The 21,524-nt window shown below is 51.6% G+C and carries 18 protein-coding genes, 1 tRNA gene and 1 pseudogene; 15 read left to right on the top strand and 5 right to left on the bottom strand.

Annotated elements, in window-relative coordinates; translation table 11 throughout:
• The first annotated feature begins 54 nt into the window (after window positions 1-54).
• The 4 genes from yugI (at window position 55) to C6I21_RS15530 (ending at window position 3,867) form a co-directional block, all read left to right on the top strand.
• Window positions 55-477 carry a S1 domain-containing post-transcriptional regulator GSP13 gene (gene yugI / locus C6I21_RS15545; protein WP_105960406.1) on the top strand — a complete coding sequence of 141 codons (423 nt, stop codon included), beginning with the start codon at window positions 55-57 and terminating at the stop codon, window positions 475-477.
• A gap of 153 nt (window positions 478-630) precedes the next feature.
• Window positions 631-1,047 carry a DUF1801 domain-containing protein gene (locus C6I21_RS15540; RefSeq protein ID WP_105960405.1) on the top strand — a complete coding sequence of 139 codons (417 nt, stop codon included), beginning with the start codon at window positions 631-633 and terminating at the stop codon, window positions 1,045-1,047.
• A gap of 59 nt (window positions 1,048-1,106) precedes the next feature.
• Complete coding sequence (locus tag C6I21_RS15535; protein WP_105960404.1) at window positions 1,107-2,273, top strand: iron-containing alcohol dehydrogenase; 1,167 nt, start codon at window positions 1,107-1,109, stop codon at window positions 2,271-2,273.
• A 235-nt stretch (window positions 2,274-2,508) separates the two neighbouring features.
• Window positions 2,509-3,867, top strand: coding sequence for a glucose-6-phosphate isomerase (locus tag C6I21_RS15530; protein ID WP_105960403.1), 1,359 nt, complete (start codon window positions 2,509-2,511; stop codon window positions 3,865-3,867).
• 229 nt (window positions 3,868-4,096) lie between these two features.
• Here the strand turns inward: C6I21_RS15530 and C6I21_RS15525 are convergent, their stop codons facing one another.
• From C6I21_RS15525 to C6I21_RS16625, 3 genes are all read right to left on the bottom strand, one after another.
• Window positions 4,097-5,764: a BCCT family transporter gene (locus tag C6I21_RS15525; protein WP_105960402.1), complete on the bottom strand. Its 1,668-nt coding sequence runs from the start codon at window positions 5,762-5,764 to the stop codon at window positions 4,097-4,099.
• Window positions 5,765-6,033: 269 nt separating this feature from the next.
• Window positions 6,034-6,109 (bottom strand) — tRNA-Ala (locus C6I21_RS15520).
• 56 nt (window positions 6,110-6,165) lie between these two features.
• Entirely contained in the window at window positions 6,166-6,327 is a 162-nt protein-coding gene (locus tag C6I21_RS16625; RefSeq protein WP_181186282.1) for a hypothetical protein, read from the bottom strand.
• 150 nt (window positions 6,328-6,477) lie between these two features.
• Between C6I21_RS16625 and C6I21_RS15515 the strand changes: the two genes are divergently transcribed.
• Together C6I21_RS15515 and C6I21_RS15510 are read left to right on the top strand one after the other, a co-directional pair.
• Window positions 6,478-7,065: a class I SAM-dependent methyltransferase gene (locus C6I21_RS15515; protein WP_105960401.1), complete on the top strand. Its 588-nt coding sequence runs from the start codon at window positions 6,478-6,480 to the stop codon at window positions 7,063-7,065.
• 29 nt (window positions 7,066-7,094) lie between these two features.
• Window positions 7,095-8,906 carry a UbiD family decarboxylase gene (locus C6I21_RS15510; RefSeq protein ID WP_105960400.1) on the top strand — a complete coding sequence of 604 codons (1,812 nt, stop codon included), beginning with the start codon at window positions 7,095-7,097 and terminating at the stop codon, window positions 8,904-8,906.
• On the opposite strand, the gene C6I21_RS15505 is transcribed toward C6I21_RS15510, so the two are convergent.
• On the bottom strand, window positions 8,907-9,629 hold the full coding sequence (locus tag C6I21_RS15505) for a Crp/Fnr family transcriptional regulator (RefSeq protein ID WP_105960399.1): 723 nt from the start codon (window positions 9,627-9,629) through the stop codon (window positions 8,907-8,909).
• Between the two features lie 231 nt (window positions 9,630-9,860).
• Here C6I21_RS15505 and C6I21_RS15500 point away from each other — a divergent pair, with 231 nt between their 5' ends.
• From C6I21_RS15500 to C6I21_RS15485, 4 genes and pseudogenes are all read left to right on the top strand, one after another.
• Window positions 9,861-10,058, top strand: a complete 198-nt coding sequence (locus C6I21_RS15500) for a hypothetical protein (RefSeq protein WP_105960398.1) — start codon at window positions 9,861-9,863, stop codon at window positions 10,056-10,058.
• A 15-nt stretch (window positions 10,059-10,073) separates the two neighbouring features.
• Window positions 10,074-10,385: pseudogene (locus C6I21_RS15495) on the top strand (redoxin domain-containing protein); the annotation flags it as partial.
• A 67-nt stretch (window positions 10,386-10,452) separates the two neighbouring features.
• Window positions 10,453-10,809, top strand: coding sequence for a hypothetical protein (locus C6I21_RS15490; RefSeq protein WP_105960396.1), 357 nt, complete (start codon window positions 10,453-10,455; stop codon window positions 10,807-10,809).
• Between the two features lie 66 nt (window positions 10,810-10,875).
• Entirely contained in the window at window positions 10,876-11,484 is a 609-nt protein-coding gene (locus C6I21_RS15485; RefSeq protein WP_245411667.1) for a fumarylacetoacetate hydrolase family protein, read from the top strand.
• Window positions 11,485-11,554: 70 nt separating this feature from the next.
• Here C6I21_RS15485 and C6I21_RS15480 read toward each other — a convergent pair whose 3' ends face one another.
• Window positions 11,555-12,913, bottom strand: a complete 1,359-nt coding sequence (locus tag C6I21_RS15480; RefSeq protein WP_105960394.1) for a sodium-dependent transporter — start codon at window positions 12,911-12,913, stop codon at window positions 11,555-11,557.
• Window positions 12,914-13,477: 564 nt separating this feature from the next.
• On the opposite strand from C6I21_RS15480, the gene C6I21_RS15475 reads away from it, so the two are divergent.
• From C6I21_RS15475 to C6I21_RS15450, 5 genes are all read left to right on the top strand, one after another.
• The gene (locus C6I21_RS15475; protein WP_105960393.1) at window positions 13,478-15,181 is read left to right on the top strand and encodes a PucR family transcriptional regulator; all 1,704 of its coding nucleotides are present in this window, start codon (window positions 13,478-13,480) and stop codon (window positions 15,179-15,181) included.
• Window positions 15,182-15,966: 785 nt separating this feature from the next.
• Entirely contained in the window at window positions 15,967-17,175 is a 1,209-nt protein-coding gene (locus C6I21_RS15465) for a M24 family metallopeptidase (protein ID WP_105960391.1), read from the top strand.
• A gap of 36 nt (window positions 17,176-17,211) precedes the next feature.
• Complete coding sequence (locus C6I21_RS15460; protein ID WP_105960390.1) at window positions 17,212-18,417, top strand: cystathionine gamma-synthase family protein; 1,206 nt, start codon at window positions 17,212-17,214, stop codon at window positions 18,415-18,417.
• 19 nt (window positions 18,418-18,436) lie between these two features.
• Window positions 18,437-19,492 (top strand): homoserine dehydrogenase, encoded by a 1,056-nt coding sequence (locus tag C6I21_RS15455; protein WP_105960389.1) that lies wholly within the window; start codon window positions 18,437-18,439, stop codon window positions 19,490-19,492.
• Window positions 19,493-19,522: 30 nt separating this feature from the next.
• The gene (locus C6I21_RS15450) at window positions 19,523-20,974 is read left to right on the top strand and encodes an aldehyde dehydrogenase family protein (RefSeq protein WP_105960388.1); all 1,452 of its coding nucleotides are present in this window, start codon (window positions 19,523-19,525) and stop codon (window positions 20,972-20,974) included.
• The last annotated feature ends 550 nt before the right edge of the window (window positions 20,975-21,524 follow it).

Here is a 21,524-nt window from a genome sequence, read left to right as displayed (position 1 = left end):
TTTGAGAAACCATGATATAATTGCGAAGTTAAAAAATATATAGGAGTTGTTTGCATGTCAGGTCAATACGAAGCAGGAAGTATTGTTGAAGGAAAAGTCACTGGAATCAAGCCATTTGGTGCTTTCGTTGCACTGGATGAGAAAAAGCAGGGACTCGTTCATATCTCCCACATCGCCCACGGCTATGTAAAAGATATCAACGATGAGCTGTCGGTCGGAGATACAGTAAAAGTAAAGGTTCTTTCTGTCGATGAAGAGTCAGGTAAAATTTCTCTTTCCATCAAAGAAACGCAGCCGAAGCCAGAACGCCAGGAGCGTCCACGCGGCGGAAGCGGCGGCGGTGGCGGAGCTAAGCGCGGCGGAAGCCAGCAGCAGAGCCAGCCGCAGGGATTCAACACGCTTGAAGATAAGCTGAAGGATTGGCTCAAACAGTCCAACGAAATTCAGGCAGACCTCAACAAGCGTATCAAAAAGTAAGATTCCAGCTTTGATTCAACAAGCCTTCCACGGCTTAGAAATACCCGGCGGACACCGTGTCTGCCGGGTATTTTTGTGTTTTCTTTAAAAGGGAAGGGGTTACGCGGAGAAGCGTCGAACAACAGAAAGAACACACATAATGGAGGGGAAAAGATGAGCTATGAACAGAAAACGAAACAGACCGATGAACCAGTGGAGGATTTTCTGCAGCGTATCCCAGATGAAACCCGGAAAAAAGACGCGTTCCGTCTGAAGACGATGATGGAAGAAGAGACCGGCGCCTCCCCTGTCATGTGGGGTGAGTCCATCGTCGGTTTTGGATACTATTCGTATACGTATGCTTCCGGTCATTCCGGGGAATGGATGAAAGTCGGTTTCTCCCCGCGGAAAAAAGAACAGAGCCTGTACCTTGTTCAGGAGGATCCGGAACGGGAAGTGCTGTTAAAACAGCTCGGAAAACACCGTAAGGGTGCGGCCTGTGTGTACATTACACGTCTGGAGAACGTGGAGGAGAACGTCCTGCGGAAGCTGATCCGCTCGTCCTGGAACTATATGTCCCGAACAGATTAGTTGAACTATGCTCTGGTTCGTCGGATAATAGGACCGGACACAGAAAAGGAGAGGATTGCATGGATTCATTCGTTTATCAAAACCCGACAAAACTCATTTTCGGCCAGGGACAGGTCCAGGAACAGCTGGTGGACCAGCTTCAGCCATTTGGAAAAAAAGTACTTCTCGTCTACGGCGGAGGGAGTATTAAAAAGAATGGCTTATACGATGAAGTAACCGCGATTCTGGAAAGCCACGATTTTGATGTGGCTGAACTGAGCGGTGTGGAGCCGAATCCGCGCCTTTCCACGGTACGTAAAGGCATTGAGAAAGCGAAGGAGCATGAGGCAGATGTGCTGCTCGCCGTCGGAGGCGGGAGTGTTATCGACTGCACGAAAGCCATCGCTGCCGGAGCCGAGTACGACGGAGACGTCTGGGATTTCGTCACAAAGAAAGAGAAGCCGGAGAAGGCGCTCCCGTTCGGAACGATTCTGACGCTCGCAGCGACCGGTTCGGAAATGAATTCCGGTTCCGTTATTACAAACTGGGATACGCATGAAAAGTACGGATGGGGAAGTCCGCTCGTCTTTCCTGCATTCTCGATTCTTGATCCGCTGAACACGCTCAGCGTGCCGGAGAACCAGACGGTGTATGGCATTGTCGATATGATGACGCACGTGCTCGAGCAGTATTTCCATCCACAGAACAACACACCGCTTCAGGAGCGGATGTGCGAGGCGGTACTGAAAACAGTGATTGAAGCAGCGCCGGAGCTTCTGAAAGACCTCGAGAATACCGCTCACCGTGAAACGGTACTGTATTCAGGTACGATTGCGCTCAACGGAACGCTGCAGATGGGGACCCGCGGCGACTGGGCATCCCACAACATTGAGCATGCGGTGTCGGCAGTATATGACATCCCTCATGCCGGCGGTCTCGCCATTCTCTTCCCGCAGTGGATGCGCCACCATAAAAAACTCGGCCGTGAAAAGCTGGTGCAGCTTGCAGAGAGAGTCTGGGGCATCGCTCCTGCCGGAAAGTCAGAGGACGCGCTTGCAGAGGAAGGTATTCAGAAGCTGGAAGCCTTCTGGACGTCCCTCGGTGCACCGTCCCGGCTTGCAGATTATGATATTGACGACAGCCGGCTGGAAGAAATCGCTGATAAAGCGATGATCAATGGTCCATTCGGTAACTTCAATAAACTGAATAAGCAGGATGTGCTGTCGATTCTGGACGCGTCCCGCTGATTGAAAAAACAGTCCGAGCCGGTTCCTTTCTGGAGCCGGCTTTTCTTCACAGCCCCTGATGAAAACGTCGTTTTGCTGAAGGGGAAATAATTTTAAACGTGTAAGTGCTTACAGTAAAAAGCTGGATAGTTGATTCGAAACGGCTGTGTTAAACTGTTCTTGGGACTACTCGCACGGTATCTGCCGGTACAACCGGCATACTGCAGGACATTACATTACATGGAGGAATGATCGTATGACTACATCTATCTCGTTTGACTATTCGAATGCTTCATCGTTTTTGAGTGAACATGAATTGATGCAGCAGCAGGCAGCGGTACAGGCAGCACATGATGCGCTGCACCAGGGGACAGGCGCCGGGAGCGATTTCTTAGGCTGGGTCGACCTTCCGGTAAACTACGACCGCGACGAATTCGACCGCATTAAGAAATCGGCGGAAAAGATTCAGTCCGATTCTGAGGTGCTTATCGTGATCGGCATCGGTGGTTCATACCTCGGCGCGCGGGCTGCGATCGAAGCGCTGACGCATACGTTCTACAATGAGCTTGACCAGGATAAGCGGAAAACACCGCAGGTTTTCTATGTCGGCAATAACATCAGCTCCACGTACGCCGTGCATCTGCTGGAAGCGATTGAAGGCAAAGATGTTTCCTTGAACGTGATTTCGAAGTCCGGTACGACGACAGAGCCGGCGATTGCGTTCCGGATTCTCCGGGAGTACGTAGAGAAGAAGTATGGCGTAGAGGAAGCACGGCGCAGAATTTACGCAACGACGGATAAGGAAAAAGGAGCGCTCAAGCAGCTTGCTGATGAAGAAGGCTATGAGTCCTTCGTGATTCCGGATGATGTCGGCGGCCGTTTTTCCATTTTTACCGCTGTCGGACTGCTTCCGATTGCTGCGGCGGGACTGGATATTGATGCCATGATGAAAGGGGCAGCGGATGCCCGGGAGAAGTATTCAGATCCTTCTATCGCCAAAAACGAAGCGTATCAGTACGCTGCAGCCCGCAATGCCCTCTATCAGAAAGGGAACCTGGTGGAGCTGATGGTGAACTATGAGCCTGCGCTTCACTTTACGGGCGAGTGGTGGAAGCAGCTGTTCGGCGAAAGTGAAGGAAAGGACGGCAAAGGACTGTTCCCTGCAGCAGCGGACTTTTCTACAGATCTTCATTCCCTCGGACAGTATGTACAGGACGGACGCCGTGAACTTTTCGAAACCGTTCTTCATGTGGAAAAGCCGGTGGAGGAGCTGACGCTTCAGCGGGAAGAGAAAGACCTGGACGGACTGAACTATCTTTCCGGCGAAACGATGGCATTTGTCAATGAACAGGCGTACCGCGGAACGCTGCTGGCCCACCTGGACGGCGGTGTACCGAATCTGATCATTCATATTCCGGAAATGAACGAATACACCTTCGGCCAGCTGATCTATTTCTTTGAAAAAGCGGTCGGCATCAGCGGCTACCTGCTCGGCGTGAATCCATTCGATCAGCCGGGAGTGGAAGCATACAAGAAAAACATGTTCGCGCTTCTCGGCAAGCCGGGATTTGAAACAGAAAAAGCAGCGCTCGAGCAGCGTCTGCCGAAAAAATAACCTCTTTTTTCAGCAGAGAACGCCGGAAACGGTGTTCTCTGTTTTTTTATTAAAAGGGAGTACGAATCGAATAATGCTTTCCGCCAGGAGTCGTTCAGGATTTATTTCCAGCAGAGCAGTGGCCGCCCGCCTCTCCGCCAGGGTATGTTACGGAAAACAGAAACAATACAAAAAAACGGCTGCGGCGAGTCCTATCTGGACCGCCGCAGCCGTTTGCTGCAAAATAACCTTATCTTCCTGTTTCTTTATCCGACTGCTGGTCATCGTCGTCATCCAGCGGGTCTTCAGAAAGCACATCCTCTTCAAGCTTCCGTTCCTGACGGAGATCTTCGAGTGCTGCATAAATACGCTGCCGCTCCAGTGGAAGTGATCCATCACGGAGCTCTCCGAACAATGCTTTAAATAACGCATAGATCATAAAGAACATAATGATCATGAACGGGAAACCGCCCAGTAAGGAAGCTGTCTGCAGTGCGTTTAATCCGCCTGCAAGCAGAAGAACGATCGCAAATGCGCCTTCAATGATTCCCCACGTAATACGGAGCTGAACCGGTGGGAGTGGATTTCCCTGCGATGTCAGCATACCGATAACATACGTACCGGAGTCAGAGGAAGTAACGAAAAAGACAGTTACTGAAAGCATTGCTACGGCAATAAGAAGACCCGAGAGCGGGAATTCACCGAGAAGGGCGAAGAAGCCCTGTGCTTCATCTTCCAATACAGCATCCAGCAGATTCACGCCGCCGAAGTGCTGCGAATAAAGAGCAGCTCCCCCGAAGACACTGAACCAGACCATGCTGACAAGCGTCGGAACGAGCATGACGCCGATCGCGAAGCTCCGGATCGTCCGTCCTCTGGATACCCGTGCGATAAAGGAACCGACGAACGGTGCCCATGCGATCCACCAGGCCCAGTAGAAAATAGTCCAGGCTTCATACCAGCCTTCGGTTCCCTCTCCAGCTGCGTCCAGATTGAAGGACATGCCGATCAGGTTCTGCAGATACGAACCGATGGAATGAGTCAAGGAGTCAAAAATAAACAGTGTCGGACCGAGAATCAGCACGATAATCATGAGCAGTCCCGCGACGGAGATGTTAATCTGACTCAGCCATTTAATCCCTTTATCAATACCTGTCGTGGTTGAGATGATTGCAAGGGCTGTGACAACAACCACAATCATCACCCAGAGAAACTCGCTGTTTTCCCAGCCGAACAGTGTATTCAGACCGCCGCCGATCTGAAGGACACCGAGACCGAGTGATGTAGAAATACCGAACAGCGTAGCAAGGACACCGATAATATTTACCGTGTTGCCCCAGCCTCCGTTCAGGTTATCCCGGCCGAGAATCGGCTCCAGCGTGGAGCTGAGCATCATCGGCAGGTTGCGCCGGTAGGAGAAATAGGCAAGTGCGCAGGCGACGACAGCGTAGATTGCCCACGGATGAAAACCCCAGTGAAAGAAAGAGTACTGGAGAGCCAGGTGAACCGTCGACTCTGCACCTGCTTCACCGAACGGCGGCCAGTCGTAATGATTGAGCGGTTCGGATACACCCCAGAAGAGGAGACCGATACCCATACCGGCGCTGAAGAGCATTGCAAACCAGGAGCCGAGTGGATACTCCGGTTTTTCATTATCGCCTCCGAGCTTAATTTCCCCAAGAGGGCTGATAATTAAAAAGATCGTTACAATTAAAAAGATGCTGGCTCCTAGAATAAAGGTCCAGCCGAGAGTTGATACCATCCACGTAAATGTGGCGTCCATGTAGTCACCGAACCCGGGAAGCACAATACCGGTGATGACAAAGGCAACAGCAAGTATTAAAGAAATTATCAATACGGGTGTTTTTAATGCGGCGGAAAACGATGTAATGCCTTTAGTTTCCGTAGTTTTTGCCATGCTGGCACCTCCTGTGTATTCATAGTTGTCTCACCTTAACAGCGTATGAGACCTTTGGAGGGAACGCAATGTGCAAAATTGTCGAAAAAGATCGATAAACCTATACATATCCTCGAATAACGTCGATTATCTCGCCGAAGGTGTGTTTTCTTTAAATATGAAGAAACACGGAAGTGATTCCATGCTGAAAAAGCATGAATGAATCGATTTCCGCCGCAGAAAAACAAAAAAGACAGCCGAAGAAACGGCTGTCCTGATCCTAAATAAGTTGGTGGAGCATAGCGGGCTCGAACCGCTGACCTTTTGGCTGCCAGCCAAACGCTCTCCCAGCTGAGCTAATGCCCCTTGCACGAGAAATAATATACCATACCTTTTCCTGATCGTGCAAGAGTTTCCGGAAATTAATCGAAAACGACAAACAAAATATACCAGAAAACGCCGGCAGCAATGGCGGCTGCCAGTCCGGAAACGACGTTTTCCTTCCGGATCTCCCGGTGTTTAATTCCGTCAAAAATGATCCAGCCGACAAACATTGTCAGCGTAAAAATCAGTGCTCCGATCATTCCGCTCACCTCCGCTTGTTCTATGCTAGCAGAAAGAGATATGGATTGCACCAGAAGTGTGACAAATTCGAAACGATCGATGTTCGAAGAAGGAATCCGGCGGAAAAAAGGGTAAACTATAGAGAAGGTTTTTTATAAGGAGGGATCGGTGTGTTCTCCTATTTGTATCACCCTGCTATCCGCCTGATGGACGGGGCTGGTCTGAAAAAAATGAGGGAAGCGTGTGTCAGCCGGCTGCCGGAGGGGGAGATTCTGGAGATCGGCTCGGGGAGCGGGGCCATGTTTACCTCCTACATTCCGTCCATGCGGGTGTCGGCGGTGGAACCAGATCCGGTTCTCCGCCGTATCTCCATAGGACAGGCAGAAAAAGCGGCGGCCGAAGTTCACGTGATAGAAGGAAAAGCGGAGAAACTGCCGGCTGCGGATCATACGTATGATGGTGTACTGTCGTTTCTTGTTCTCTGCAGTGTGCAGAATCTGCATGACAGCATCTCGGAACTTCGGCGCGTGACGCGCCCGGGAGGTAAAATTGTCCTTTTTGAGCACGTACGTCCGAAAGGAATGAAAGGAAAGGCTGCGGCACAGGCTGCGCCGCTCTGGGCTGCCTGCTGCGGCGGCTGTCAGCTGGATCGACCGACAGACGATGTGCTGCTCCGGAGGAAGTGGAAGCATGTGGAGAAGAAGTCGTTCTCCGTGTTCCGATTCATGGAGCTTACGATGCCGGATGACGAAAACTGACATATCAACTGAACGCGAGGAGGAATCGTATGTATACAAGTTTACGCGAAGCGATAGCCGATCTGGAAGCGGCAGGTCACCTGGTCCGGGTCACGGAAGAGGTGGATCCGTATCTGGAGATGGCGGCAATCCAGCTGAGAGCCTACGAGCAGGAGGCTCCGGCGATTTTATTTGAAAATGTTAAAGGAAGCTCGATGCCGGCTGTAGCCAATTTGTTTGGAACGATGGAGCGGAGCCGGTTTTTGTTCCGCGATACGCTGGAACGCGTCGAACGGGTGATGGAACTGAGAGAGAACCCGCCGAAAGCGCTGCAGGCACCGTGGAAATATACTGGAGCGGCTGCGGCTGCCACCAACGCGCTTCCGTTAAAGCGGCTGAAAACGTCTCCTGTGGGATTGAAAGAAATCAAGCTGTCCGATCTGCCGCAGATTCAGTCCTGGCCGATGGACGGCGGAGCGTTTATTACGCTGCCGCAGGTATTTTCCGAGGATCCGGACCGGCCGGGAGTGATGAAAGGGAACCTCGGTATGTATCGTGTACAGATCAGCGGAAATGAGTTTGTGCAGGATGAAGAAGTGGGGATGCATTATCAGATTCACCGGGGTATCGGCGTCCATCATACGAAAGCGGCCGAAAAAGGGGAGCCGCTCCGCGTGAGCATTTTCATCGGTGGACCGCCGGCGCACACGCTTTCAGCTGTTATGCCGCTTCCCGAGGGGATGAGTGAGTTGACGTTTGCAGGGCTTCTTGCCGGACGCCGCTTCCGCTGGAGCCGGGATGAAGAAGGATCGGTGATCAGTAACGACGCCGATGTCGTCATTACCGGGGACATTTATCCGGGGGAAACAAAGCCCGAAGGACCATTCGGCGATCACCTCGGCTATTACAGTCTGACGCATGAATTTCCGTTAATGCGTGTCCGGAAAGTGTATGCCAGGGAAGACGCCGTCTGGCCGTTTACCGTTGTCGGCAGACCGCCCCAGGAGGATACGACGTTTGGGGAGATGATTCACGAACTGACCGGCGGCGCCGTAAAACAGGAGATTCCCGGCGTAGAGGAAGTGCACGCCGTCGATGCCTCCGGGGTTCATCCGCTTCTGTTTGCCGTAGGAAAAGAGCGGTACACACCGTATCAAAAAACGAAGCGTCCAGCAGAACTGCTGACGATTGCCAACCGTATTCTCGGCACGGGTCAGCTGAGTCTTGCCAAATATATGTTTATTACCGGTGGGGAAAACGTTCCATCCGCACAGGATGAGCAGGCGTTTCTGCAGTATGTGCTGGAGAGGGTCGATTTTACGAGGGATCTTCACTTCCAGACAAACACGACAATTGATACGCTGGATTATACGGGAGGGACGCTGAACGAAGGAAGTAAAGTCGTCATCGCAGCGTACGGCGATAGAAAGAGAGAGTTGACAGAGGAAGTTCCGAAGGCACTCGCGGAAGCGGCTGTCGTCCGGAAGGCGCATATGGTACTGCCGGGTATCTGTGCCATCGAACCGGCGGAAGGTGTGCAAATGGAGGAGGTGCAGAAGGCATTGGAGGAAGCAGGAGGCTTTGATTCGCTGCCGCTTCTGATTGTCTGCGACGATGCCGCTTTTACTGCCGCTTCTATGGAGAATTTCCTATGGACGACCTTTACACGGAGCAGTCCGGCGGAAGATACGCACGGCCTGAACGAAACGATCCGCGATAAGCACTGGGGCTGCACCACTCTGCTGATTGATGCCCGGAGAAAGCCGCACCACGCACCGATGCTCGAAAAAGATCCGGAAGTGGAAAAAGCCATCGAGCGTCTGCTGGTACCGGGTGCAAGCCTGCATGGTATTTTAGCGTAATCAGTACGTGTACAAGTGCTGCACATAGGATGGGAGCGGTACTTCCTGAAGGAGGCTCTGATGAAGCTCAATCGTCCGCCGTTTCGGAAACCGGACAAGGCCTTCTTCGCTCAGCCGGTGCAGTGTCTGAGAGACCGCTTCCCGGCTGGAGCCGATCATGTAGGCGAGTTCCTGCTGCGTGAGTGGAAGCGCAATCGGCTGAAACACGGTGTTCTCATTATAGGTGCCGTAATGGTTAAACAGCATTTTCAGAAGATGAAGCAGGCGGTCTTTCACGCTCCGGAGGGCCAGCTGCTCCATCATTTCTCCGCGTTCCCGGAGTCTTTCACTTAATATCTCCAGAATGCGTTCTGTGAGCACGGGATATTTTCGTGCGAGCTGATGGTAGGACGCTTCCGGAATAGTACAGATCAGCGCGGGCTCCACTGCTTCAATGTACATGTTTTCTGTGCCGAGCGAGAAGGTGGAAAGGCAGCCGTACGTAGATCCAGGACCGAGAAGACTGTAGCTGAACTGGCGGCCTTCTTCATCGATTGTGTACAGCCGGACGGTACCGGTTTTTACAAATGTCAGTTCCGGACGGACGGACTGCGGGTCCTGGATGATTTCCCCGCGGCTGACATTTTGATGGCGTATGTGTGCAGAAAACTCATCTGCGGCATCGGCAGGAACGTTTTCAAGAAAACCGATCTTCGAGAGGTACCAAAGTCTGGACCGATCCATAAATGATGCTCCTTTCTTCCTGATTCCTTTCTTAGAAGTATAGCTTGTTTTCTTTATATAGACATCTTCTTTCGAAAAATTAAGACAATAGTCACTGTCTGAAAAATGACTTTCAATAAAGTCGTTTTCTCCGCCGCCGGCCTGGCGATTGTGAAAAAACACCAAAGAATACCGGATGACTGGGCATGTATGTAAAATCGTGATAAGCTGTTTCTGGAAGGAGGGATGACCGTGAAAACGTGGAAAAAAATCACTGCTTCACTCGCAGCGCTGGGCGTATTAGGAGCCTGCGGCGGAAGCGGTCTTGATACAGAATCGTATGACCCGGGAAGCTATACTGCGTCCCTGCCGTCGTCGGAAGGCGGCGAAACGGAGATCTTTACAGATGACCGGGCGGATCTATATTATTACTTTACCGGCGTCACCTGAAGTGTCTGCCTTTCCCAGCTGGTTCAGCTGGATGAGATGGAAGAGGAACTGGAGGAGCTCGGCTATACCGTCTATGGCATCAGCCCGACGCCGCCCGATGTTCATGAAGAGTATGCTGCAGAGAACGACCTCAATATGGAACTACTGAGTGATCCGAATGGCGAGGTCGGAATTGAGCATGGTTTCATTGATGAAGAAGAGGAAATGATTTACCGCGGAATGATCGTGGTTCAGCCGGAATCCGGCGAAATGGCCGTGGAAGTGGATTACCTTGCCGGTGACAACCAGGAGGAAGTACTCGAGCTTCTCGAGCAGATGAATCCGTAACGGGTTTCGTCCTTCTCAAGCATGGGAATAGACATTCTAGACTTCGAATCTCTGAAGGAGGATGTTTATGACGACGCACATGCAGGTATATTTCACGAATGAAAACGGCGCGGAAGATCTGTCTACGAGCATTCAGAAATACAACGTTTCCAACGTCCGGGTGGAGCACATTCCGGATCTTGAGGAAAACCGTACCATGATGATGATTCCGGCAGGATCCATCGGCAGTGCCGGTTCTTCACAGGGTGGACAGCCGGGGCTGTTCGCTTCGTTTCAGGAGCTGCGGGATTCCCTCATTAAAGATAAAAAGCCGGCTCCGGATTATCTGCTGCAGTTTGACGTCGCAGATGAACATAAGTCCGAGGTGCTGGAAGAGATTAAAAAAACAGACGGGTATGTGGACAAAGAAATATCCGATAATTAAAGAAGGAACCGCCGGCCTGCTGACCGGCGGTTCTTTTTCCATCAAAATTGGAAGGAGCTGATACATATGGATGTACGGAATATATACTGTGTAGGCAGGAATTACAAAAAGCACGCAGAAGAGCTTGGAAACGATGTGCCGGAGGAACCGCTGTTGTTCATGAAACCGACCCACAGTCTGCGTACAGAAGAGAAGGCGGTGCTGCCATCCGGGCAGGGAGAGGTGCATTATGAAGCTGAACTCGTTCTCCATATTGGCGGAATGTGGGAAAAGGGGTCCCGGGCGGAGGACCTCATTTCCGGCATTTCGACTGGACTGGACCTTACGCTTCGTGAGCTGCAGCAGACACTGAAAGAGAAAGGAAAGCCGTGGCTTCCGGCAAAGGGATTTCTCGGAAGTGCACTTACAGGTCCGGAGCAGCCCTTACCGGAGAAGGAGCTTACCTCCTTGTCTTTTTCCCTCGAAATTAATGGAGAAGAAAAACAGCTCGGATTTACTGCAGATATGATTTTTCCAATTCAGTATCTGGTGGATACGATCGGGCGCACGTATGGACTGGGACCGGGGGATGTCATTTTTACCGGTACACCGGAGGGTGTCGGGCGGATCCAGTCAGGAGATGAAGCCGTGCTGTATCTGGAAGGAACGGAGACGGGGCGCTTTACCTTTACGTAAGCAGCACCCTCGATAGATAGAAAAAAGGACGGAATCGAAAACCGATTCCGTCCTTTTTCGTGCTCGTTTACTATGGTGTCCAGATTCCTGTGGAGTAAAGGAAGATGGCAAGAATAGCAAGTGGTGCCACGATACGCAGAATCCAGATCCAGATCGTTCCAAGCGTCGTTTCGCCAAAGTCGGACGCTTGAAGCGCATCGCTTTTCTTCCATCCCCAGCCGATAAACAGGGCGATAATCATACCGCCGAGCGGCAGGAAGATGTAGGATGCGAGGAAGTCCATGGAGTCCAGAATGCCATTTTCCCCGATAATTGTGACGGTGCTCCAGGCACCAAAGCCGAGGGAAGCGGGAATACCGAGGACGAAAATGATCGACCCGATAATAACTGACGCCGTTTTCCGGCTCCAGTTCATCTGACGCATGAAGTAGGCAACGGCCACTTCGAGAAGCGAGACGCCGGATGAAACAGCTGCTGCAGACAGAAGGAAGAAAAACAGCAGACCGAAAATCGGGCCGACCGCCAGGCTGTCAAAAATCTCCGGCAGAACGACGAAGACAAGCCCAGGCCCGGAGCCCGGTTCAATGCCGAACGTGAAGACGGCCGGGAAAATCATGAGGCCGGCGACGATCGCAAACAGAGAATCCATCGTCGCGACACCGGCTGCCGCTCCCGGAAGCTTTTCTTTCTGCTTCAGGTAGCTGCCGTACGTAATCAGCGCCCCCATACCGAGACTTAAGGAGAAAAAGGCCTGACTCAGTGCAGCGATATAGACGCCGGGATCAGCCAGTGCACTCCAGTCCGGGGAGAAGAGAAAGGCCATTGCTTCCCCTGCTCCGTCGAGCGTCATGCTGTAACCAGCAAGAATCAGAACGAGAATGGCAAGCAGCGGCATCAGAAGCTTGTTTGATTTCTCGATGCCCTTTTTGACGCCGACAAAAACGATGCCGACGGTAATAAACATGAACAGGAACTGCCACAGAAGCGGGAACACTGCTCCGGTGTGGAAGCTGCCAAAGAAAGCTTCCGAACCTCCGGCTCCGGCAAGATCCGGTCCACCTCCAAGGTATTGCAGGAAGTAGTAAATCGACCAGCCGGCGACGACGCCGTAGAAAGCAAGAATGATGAAGGCCGATGCGACGCCGAGAAAACCGCCGATGACCCACGGTTTTCCCGGGGCAAGTGATTGAAATGCGCCGACGACGTCGGACTGTGCACGCTTTCCGATCGTAAACTCTGCCATGACGATCGGCACACCGATCAGTGCAATACAGATTAGGTAAATCAGCAGGAACGCTGCCCCGCCGTTTTCTCCGGCAACATAGGAAAAGCGCCAGATATTTCCGAGGCCTACAGCAGAACCAAGCGCGGCAAGCATAAAGCCGAGCCTTGAGTTCCACTGCTCCCTCATTGGATTGGATGTACTCATCTTATTGTTATCCCCCTTTAAAACGTTGAAGTGCCAAATAGTGCGAATATTACTATAACATATTCTTGTCAAACGAAAAGCATTATTTATGATCTTTTTTGAAAATCTGAAAATATCACCGGAATTTTCTATAATTTGAAAAAAGAAATGAAAACTGGATGCAGAGCTGTGCACATAGCTGGTGCTCATCTAAGGGTGTCAGCAGGTCAGCGGATTTGACGGCTGACGCATGGAGAAAGAAGACTGTGCGGCTCCGCTGCCGGAAAATCAGCTGGTAAAGCTGGAATCGTTGTTATGGAAGCTGGACTAATCGGCAGAAATGGGAGCCGGCCCCTCCGCTGGTAGACTGGAAGGGGCATTTAGAGGAGCGGCAGCTGTCGTTGTAGAGCTCACCGCCCCGAGGACGCTTCTCCAATCCTCCCTGCAGACGTAAAGCTATTCTCTTTCTGTTGTTCTCCCTTTACACCGCGATGCAGAAAGCATCTTTTCTACAGCAATATCATTGCGGGAAAGGAAGCGGCATGAGAAACTAAAAAAAGATTACTCTGACGGTGGTGATAGTGGATGGGCGTATATGCAGCACAGATAATACAGACACCGCTGCTTGCTTCGGCGGCAGTGAAAGCAGGAGAAAAATGGATGACAACAAAAGAGATTGAATGGGTGTCGGTCATGGAAATGCCGGTCGAAAATTTTGTCCGCGAGCGGGAGTTCGTTCTGACAACCGGTATTGGCTGCCGCGGGGATGTGGATTTACTGGAGCAGTTCGTCCGTGACGTCATTGAATCCGGCGCTTCGATGCTCGGCATCGCAACCGGCCGGCACGTATTTGACCTGCCGGACCGAATCATCCAGCTTGCAGAGGAAAACCAATTTATTCTGCTTGATATACCGTGGGATATCCGCTTCGGCGATATTATTTCCACCGTGATCGAAGAAATTAACAGCGGAAAAAAAGACGAACGGCAGCTGACAGAAGAGATCCGTCAGGATTTTCTGAACAACGTCCTTCATGACGGCGATCTTCAGGACATCGCCGAAGCGGTTCACCGCTACATCAGCCTGCCTACGATGATCACCGAGTATGACGGAACGATGCGGGCGTATTACCACGTAGAGGACAGCACCCTGGAAGCGGTCGAGCAGAAAGCCTGGAACCGACCCGAATCGTACGAAATTGATCAGATGCTCGGCGCCTACAGCGAGCACCGGCTGCATCCCCACATTTACGTCTATGATGTCGATGGGGCCAGATGGTGCCGGATCCTCGTCAATACGAACCACCGGAAGCAGGGTTTCCTCTGGTTCCGCCTGGAGCCGCTCCAGGAGCTTACCTGGTTTATGATGAACGTACTTGAGCACGCAGTGACATCCTGCGCGCTGTTCTTCGTGAAGGAAAACGCCGTCGAGATGACGGAAATTCGTCTGAAAGACAATTTCATCCTGCAGCTGGCCAAGCAGAAAAATGAAGAAACGCAGCTGATGCGCTCAAAAGGCGAGCTTCTCGGATACGACCTGAACCTGCCTTATCTCTGTATCGTCGGAGAGATCCGCCTGAAAGAGGAAACGGAAGATTTTCCTTCCTTTGTATCCGACAACCCGCCGACATCATCGCTTCAGAACACGAACTACTACATTCAAAAAGAAATTCATAATGCAGCCAGGTTTCTAAGTAAAAAAGTGATGGCCACTTTCGATGAAGATGAAGTAATCATTTTCCTGGAAACCGACCATCACCTGTACACCGAAACAGCCAACCAGTTTCTCGATGCCGTCGACCGCCGGCTGTATGAAATGCTCACCGAAGTAGAGCTCTCCTGGGGCATTGCCTCCAAGCGCGAACAGGACAACGGCTTTCATGAAAGCTACCGGGAGGCGAAAACGGCGCTTGATATCGGCATGCGCCAGCATGGCAGCGGCAGACGGACGTTTTATAACGATACCCGGATTAACCGCGTGCTTCTGGCGATATCGGATAATGCTGACATTGAACAGATTGTAAGAGAAACGGTGGAGCCGCTTGCAGCCTACGATAAAAAGAGGCAGACGGATCTGATTGAAACATTTATGGCGTACAACAAATACAATGGTAACGTCAGTCAGACGGCCAGAGCGCTTCATCTTCACCGGCAGTCCTTAATGTACCGGCTGCGCAATATCGAATCGCTCACAAATATATCGCTCGTTGACGCCGACGACGTATTTCTGCTCGAACTCGCGATCCGGCTCTGGCAGCTCCGGGATATGAAATCGCCCGGAGCGGAATAACCTTATATTTTACGTCAAGCACCCCCTCCGGATATTCGAGGCCACTGATAATCTCACGATTTTAATTGAACGAAAGTAAACTCACAGAAAAAAGACGACCAATTTCCAATTATTTTGGAGGTGGTCGTCTTTTTTGTCACTATTGTCTGTTTTTTCTATTTTTCTTGCGATAGCTTCAGTATTCTTTTGAGATTTACTGTAAATATGGCAATCGCTCCTTGTAATTCCATGCCAGACAGCCCCGAGGAAATGGCTGCTTCATACCCGTGTCGGTGCTTTATAAGTACACACTGCTTGTTCTTGTTTATGGAACTCTTTTGATCATTTTTATGCTTTTTATCCCAGGCTCAATCAGACGAAACGAAAGACGGGGACGCCTGCGGGAAGAGCATGAGGTGAAGACCCCGCAGAACATCCAGAGGATGCTCGAGGAGGCTGAGGCCATGCCCGCGGCAAGCTTCCGTCTGTAGTGCAGTCTGATTTCACTAATTGAAATGGTTAAAGTTTCTTTTCGTATATCAAATTGTCTTAATAGAGATTTTTTCAGCAGCCTCGGATATTCCGGAGGAGGTGCTGTAATAGAAACACAGCTGTGCAGATCTCCACCCTGAAATGCTGGATTATAAAACGCTTTCACACAGATTGAGCAGAGGGTCTCACACAAAGTGTCCAATATAAAAATTTAAATCTTCATACAATTTGCACATCATATCCATCCGGCGGAACGGATATGATACAAGTACACCAAAAAAATCACTCGAATTTATAAAGAGAGGGTGGATGATATGCTTCCATTTGATATCCGGGAGTATCAGGAGAGACTGCAGAAAACGAAAGAACGGATGGCAGAGAAGAACATGGAAGTGCTTCTCGTAACCGATCCGGCCAACATGAATTACCTGACCGGCTATGATGCGTGGTCGTTTTATGTGCACCAGATGGTTATCATTATTATTGATGAGCCGCAGCCGATCTGGATCGGCCGGTATATGGATGCCAACGGTGCGCGTATTAAAACATGGATATACGATGAAAATATCATCTCCTATCCGGATTACTATGTTCATTCCGAAGTCTACCACCCAATGACCTTTATCGGAGAAATTCTGCAGCAGATCGGGCACGGCAACCGCCGGGTCGGTGTTGAAATGGATAACTACTATTTCACAGCAAAAGCGTTTATGAAACTTCAGGAAGCACTGCCAAACGCTGTTTTCCAAAGCGGCGATCTTCTCGTCAACTGGGTCCGGATCGTAAAGTCCGATCAGGAAATCGAGTATATGACGAAAGCCGCGGCCATTGCAGATAATGCGATGACCCACGGAGTGGAGAACGTGCGCATCGGCAACCGGGAGAACGACGCTGCTGCCCACATTGTCTATCATCAGATTACGGGAACGGAAGACTACGGCGGCGAGTACACCTCAATAGTACCGATGATTCCGTCCGGGAAAAACACCGGCATTCCGCATCTGACGTGGTCGGATCGTCCGTTTGAGGAAGGGGATTCGACGATCATTGAGCTTGCCGGATGCTATCAACGGTATCACGTTCCACTTGCACGCACCGTCAGCATCGGCACACCGGATGACCGGCTGGCACGCCTGACTCCGATCGTACAGGAAGGCATTCAGGCTGTGCTGGAAGCTGCGAAGCCGGGAGCTACCTGCAGTGATATGGAAGAGGCATGGAGAAAATCCATCAGCCGCTACGGCATTGAAAAGGAAGCACGTCTCGGCTACTCCGTCGGCCTCGGCTATCCGCCGGACTGGGGTGAGCATACAGCAAGCCTCCGCCGCGGAGATACGACCGTGCTCGAAGAAAACATGACGTTTCATCTTATTCCCGCACTCTGGTTCGACCATTACGGTCTCGAACTGAGTGAAACGCTCCGCATTACAAAAGATGGATGTAAGACGTTTTCCAATTATCCGAGAGAACTTGTCGTGCAGCATCCATTCCTTTTAAATCAGCAGAGCGGGGAAATTTCATAAATAAATCCGAAAACTAACACACAGGAGGTCATTCCAATGACAAACAAAGATATCCGCATGGGCACAAAATCAATATGGGCAGGAGAGCAGGACTATCTCGCTTTCGGCGCGACGCAGGTACCGGTCGTGCACAGCGTCTCCTACGGCTATGACGATATGGACGAATGGTACGAAGTAGCGGTCGGCAACAAGAAAGGCCATATTTACGGGCGTAATACGAACCCGACCGTCGAGGCATTTGAAAACAAAGTCCGCATTCTGGAAGGCGCGGAGCATGCAACAAGCTTCTCCACAGGCATGGCGGCGATCAGCAACACGCTCGGTACGTTTCTGTTCCCGGGAGACCGGGTTGTCTCCATCAAGGACACGTACGGCGGTACGAATAAAATCTTTACTGAATTCCTCCCGCAGCTGAACATCGACGTTCAGCTCTGCGACACCGGCGATCACGAAGCTATTGAAGCGGAGATTGAAAAAGGGTGCAAAGTGCTTTATCTGGAAACACCGACGAACCCGACGGTGAAAATTACGGATATTAAGCGCATGGCGGAAGCCGGAAGAAAAGCCGGCGCGATCGTTATCGTCGATAACACGTTTGCAACACCGATCAACCAGAATCCACTGGAGCTCGGAGTGGATCTTGTTCTCCACAGTGCGACGAAGTTTCTCGGCGGCCACGCGGACGCACTCGGCGGCGTCCTTGTCGGCTCGAAAGAACTGGTGGAGAAAGTGTATCACTACCGGGAGATCAACGGGGCGACGATCGACCCGATGGCAGCCTACCTGCTTCTGCGCGGCATGAAAACACTGAAACTCCGCGTCGAGCGTCAGAATGAAAACGCACAGAAAGTTGCCGAATACCTGCAGACAGTGGATGTTGTCGAAGGCGTTTATTACCCGGGCCTTCCCACACACCCGCATCATGACATTGCCAAAGAGCAGATGAGCGGATTCGGCGGCATGCTCAGCTTCAGTGTAAAAGGCGGCGTCGATACCGTACGCCATCTTCTGCCAAAGCTGCAGTTTGCCAACAGAGCTGCCAACCTTGGAGCGGTTGAAACCATCGTCGGCCCGTCCCGTACGACAAGTCACGTAGAGTGTACGCCGGAAGAGCGTGCGGCAATGGGTATTCCGGAAGGATTAATCCGCTACTCTGCGGGAATTGAAGATATTGAAGATCTGATCGGTGATCTGGAGCAGGCATTCCAGTCACTGCCGGAAGAGATTCTTCAATCGACTTAATGTACAGGAGGCGGTCTGCATGACGGTAAAGATTGCATTTGTAGGATTTGGGGGAGTCGGACAAGGACTTCTCCGCATCCTCCAGGAGAGAAAAGAAAAGCTTCAGAAAGAAGAAGGTCTGGACACCCAGGTAGTTGCCGTGTCCGATCTGATGAAAGGCTCGGTGTATGATCCGGAAGGTCTCGATCCGGAGGAACTTCTCCGTCTGGCCTCGGAAAAACGTCCGCTCGATGAATACAACGGCAGAAGTACAACGGTAAAAGGCCTCGACAGCCTGGAAACGATCCGTGATACGAACGCTGACATGATTGTCGAAGTTACGTTTACAGACGTAAAAACCGGTCAGCCGGCGATTGATCACTGCCGGGCAGCATTTGAAAAAGGAAAAAGCGTCATTACGACAAACAAAGGACCGGTGGCGATTGCCTACCAGGAGCTTCAGGAGCTTGCTGATAAAAACGGCGCTTTCTGGGGCTTTGAAGGAACGGTGATGAGCGGGACACCTGCTCTCCGTCTGCCGCAGGAAACCCTCCGGGGCAACACCATCCGGGAAATCTCCGGCATTCTGAACGGAACGACGAATTACATGCTGACAGAAATGGAAAAAGGTCTTTCTTATGATGGTGCGCTCACGAAAGCGAAGGAGCAGGGATTTGCAGAAGCGGATCCAACGAGCGACGTGGAAGGGTACGATGCCCGCTATAAAGCGGTCATTCTCGCCAATGTCATTATGGGCGTGCCGCTCAAAGCAGAGGATGTAGCATGCACCGGCATTACCGAAATCACGCAGGAGAAGCTTCAGGAAGCCATTTCTGAAGGAAAGCGGCTCCGGCTTACCGCAAAAATTACGCGTACGGAGAGCGGAGTAAAAGCAGCCGTTTCTCCGGAAAAGCTGGCGCAGGATAACCCGCTGGCAGGTGTCCAGGGAGCGACGAACGCCATTTTATATGACTGTGACCTTGCAGGCCCGATCTTTTTAACCGGTGCCGGCGCAGGACTGACAGAAACCGGATTTTCCCTATTGATCGACCTGATTCATTCCGAGAGACGAAAAGCCGCGGTGAGACAGACGTAATCATGAACTGAAGGAAAGGCGGTGGCAGGTATGCAGACGAAAGTGTTGTCGGCAAAAATGTATGTGCACGGTGAGTGGGTCAGTCAGACGGAGACATTCGATGTGTTTGATCCCCAGAACAATGAAGTCATCGCGAGGGTGCCGAAAGCATCGGCCGCGTATGTAACAGATGTCATCGACCGGGCGGCAGAAGCGTTTCATTCGATTTCCTCCTGGCCGGTGCACGAGCGGATCAATGTCCTGAACCGGGCAGCGGATTATATCGAATCCCACCGCGAGCGCTACGCGTATACGATCGCCCGGGAAGGATCCAAAACGATTACAGAAGCCAGAGGAGAAGTCTCCCGTGCCGTACAGACGATCCGGATCAGTGCAGAGGAAGCACGCCGTATTAAAGGGGAGACGATCAATTTTGATCAGAAGGAAGGCAGCGAAAACCGCACCGGCTACTATTTCCGTTTTCCGATCGGTGTCATTGCCGCTATCACTCCGTTCAATGATCCGCTGAACCTTGTCGCACACAAAGTCGGCCCGGCCCTCGCCGCAGGGAACCCTGTGATCGTCAAGCCTGCATCGGTGACACCGCTCAGTGCGCTGCTGATGGCAGAAGCGCTGCATCAGGCCGGTGTCCCGCGTGGATTCCTTGCAGTGGTGACCGGATCCGGAAGCGAGCTCGGCGATGCTCTCGTCAAGCATCCGGAAGTAAAGATGGTTTCCTTTACCGGCGGAACAAATGCCGGGGACCGGATTGCCCAGTCTGCCGGCCGCAAAAAACTCAGCATGGAGCTCGGGTCGAATTCCCCGGTCATCGTCATGAATGATGCGGATCTGCACGATGCAGTCAAATCGACCGTATCCGGTGCGTTCGCTGCAGCAGGCCAGAACTGCATTGGAGTGCAGCGCGTCTATATTCAGGAAGAAAGCTTTCAGGAATTTGCTTCGCTGTTTGCAGAACGAACGCAGGAACTGCAGGTCGGCGACAAGCAGTCGGAATGGACGGATGTCGGCCCGCTGATTAATGAACAGGAGGCTGTCCGTGTCGAAGAATGGGTGCAGGAGGCTGTAAATGCCGGAGCACGGATTCTCGCCGGAGGGCGCCGCAATGGAGCCTTTTACGATCCGACGGTTTTAACGGATGTGCCGGTGGACTGCCGGATTTACAAAGAGGAAATTTTCGGTCCGGTCGTCATCCTCGACCGTGTTGAAACACTTCAGGAGGCGGTAAGCCGTTCCAACGATGTCGACTACGGTCTGCATGCAGGTATTTTCACCTCGAACATTGACCAGGCATTCTACGCCGTGCACCACCTTCATGTCGGCGGAGTGATGGTCAATGACAGCAGTGATTACCGAATCGATGAAATGCCGTTTGGCGGAACGAAAGATTCCGGGCTCGGCCGTGAAGGAGTTCCGTCCTCCATTCAGGAAATGACAGAACCGCGTGTCGTATGCTTTAAGCTGACACAGCCGTGGTCCCTGTAATCCATCAGAACGACGAGATATAGAGAAAGCGGACGCTCCTTAATAGAGTGTCCGCTTTTGTGTGCATTTATGGCAGGTTGTGGATATACAGGGGGCTGTCTGAGAATGCTTCTATCTTCAGGCATCGAGGTGGAAAGGCAGTATTTAAAAAGCTGGCCAGCTGTACTGGGCTTCTCTTCCGGTGGATGGAGAAACAGGAATTTGGCAGTACGTTGTGGGAAAATCGGGCGGCGGAGCTGGAATATCTGCTGCGGGAGTTGGACAATTCGAACCGAGTGGGAACCGGTCCGGTCTTTGTGAGAACGGGAGGAGCAGTTGTGGGATCGGAAGCAGCCGTAGAGAGACTTCATTCTATTGCTGCGGGGATTCAACTGCTGCCCGGCAAAATGGGTTTGACGGGTAAAAAAGCCGGCTATAGACGTAGGGGCCACTGAAAATCTAGCGATTTTTCATTTCGTATCGTAGGATCTCATATGAAAACCGCCCGTTTCTCCCCAACCTTGGAGAAACGGGCGGTTTTTTTGTCAGTCGTGTGGTTTGCAGTGGCTAC

Origin of the sequence: Alkalicoccus urumqiensis, from assembly GCF_002993335.1 — a bacterium.
GTDB lineage: Bacteria > Bacillota > Bacilli > Bacillales > Salisediminibacteriaceae > Alkalicoccus > Alkalicoccus urumqiensis.
The sequence above is the reverse complement of the archived record's forward strand: the minus strand, read 5'-3'. Positions and strand labels throughout refer to the sequence as shown.

Bases quoted from the DNA above. Each gene is read 5' to 3' on its own strand.
- yugI (WP_105960406.1), top strand. From the start codon at position 55: ATGTCAGGTCAATACGAAGCAGGAAGTATTGTTGAAGGAAAAGTCACT.
- C6I21_RS15540 (WP_105960405.1), top strand. From the start codon at position 631: ATGAGCTATGAACAGAAAACGAAACAGACCGATGAACCAGTGGAGGAT.
- C6I21_RS15535 (WP_105960404.1), top strand. From the start codon at position 1,107: ATGGATTCATTCGTTTATCAAAACCCGACAAAACTCATTTTCGGCCAG.
- C6I21_RS15530 (WP_105960403.1), top strand. From the start codon at position 2,509: ATGACTACATCTATCTCGTTTGACTATTCGAATGCTTCATCGTTTTTG.
- C6I21_RS15525 (WP_105960402.1), bottom strand. From the start codon at position 5,764: ATGGCAAAAACTACGGAAACTAAAGGCATTACATCGTTTTCCGCCGCA.
- C6I21_RS16625 (WP_181186282.1), bottom strand. From the start codon at position 6,327: ATGATCGGAGCACTGATTTTTACGCTGACAATGTTTGTCGGCTGGATC.
- C6I21_RS15510 (WP_105960400.1), top strand. From the start codon at position 7,095: ATGTATACAAGTTTACGCGAAGCGATAGCCGATCTGGAAGCGGCAGGT.
- C6I21_RS15505 (WP_105960399.1), bottom strand. From the start codon at position 9,629: ATGGATCGGTCCAGACTTTGGTACCTCTCGAAGATCGGTTTTCTTGAA.
- C6I21_RS15490 (WP_105960396.1), top strand. From the start codon at position 10,453: ATGACGACGCACATGCAGGTATATTTCACGAATGAAAACGGCGCGGAA.
- C6I21_RS15485 (WP_245411667.1), top strand. From the start codon at position 10,876: ATGGATGTACGGAATATATACTGTGTAGGCAGGAATTACAAAAAGCAC.
- C6I21_RS15480 (WP_105960394.1), bottom strand. From the start codon at position 12,913: ATGAGTACATCCAATCCAATGAGGGAGCAGTGGAACTCAAGGCTCGGC.
- C6I21_RS15475 (WP_105960393.1), top strand. From the start codon at position 13,478: ATGGGCGTATATGCAGCACAGATAATACAGACACCGCTGCTTGCTTCG.
- C6I21_RS15465 (WP_105960391.1), top strand. From the start codon at position 15,967: ATGCTTCCATTTGATATCCGGGAGTATCAGGAGAGACTGCAGAAAACG.
- C6I21_RS15460 (WP_105960390.1), top strand. From the start codon at position 17,212: ATGACAAACAAAGATATCCGCATGGGCACAAAATCAATATGGGCAGGA.
- C6I21_RS15455 (WP_105960389.1), top strand. From the start codon at position 18,437: ATGACGGTAAAGATTGCATTTGTAGGATTTGGGGGAGTCGGACAAGGA.
- C6I21_RS15450 (WP_105960388.1), top strand. From the start codon at position 19,523: ATGCAGACGAAAGTGTTGTCGGCAAAAATGTATGTGCACGGTGAGTGG.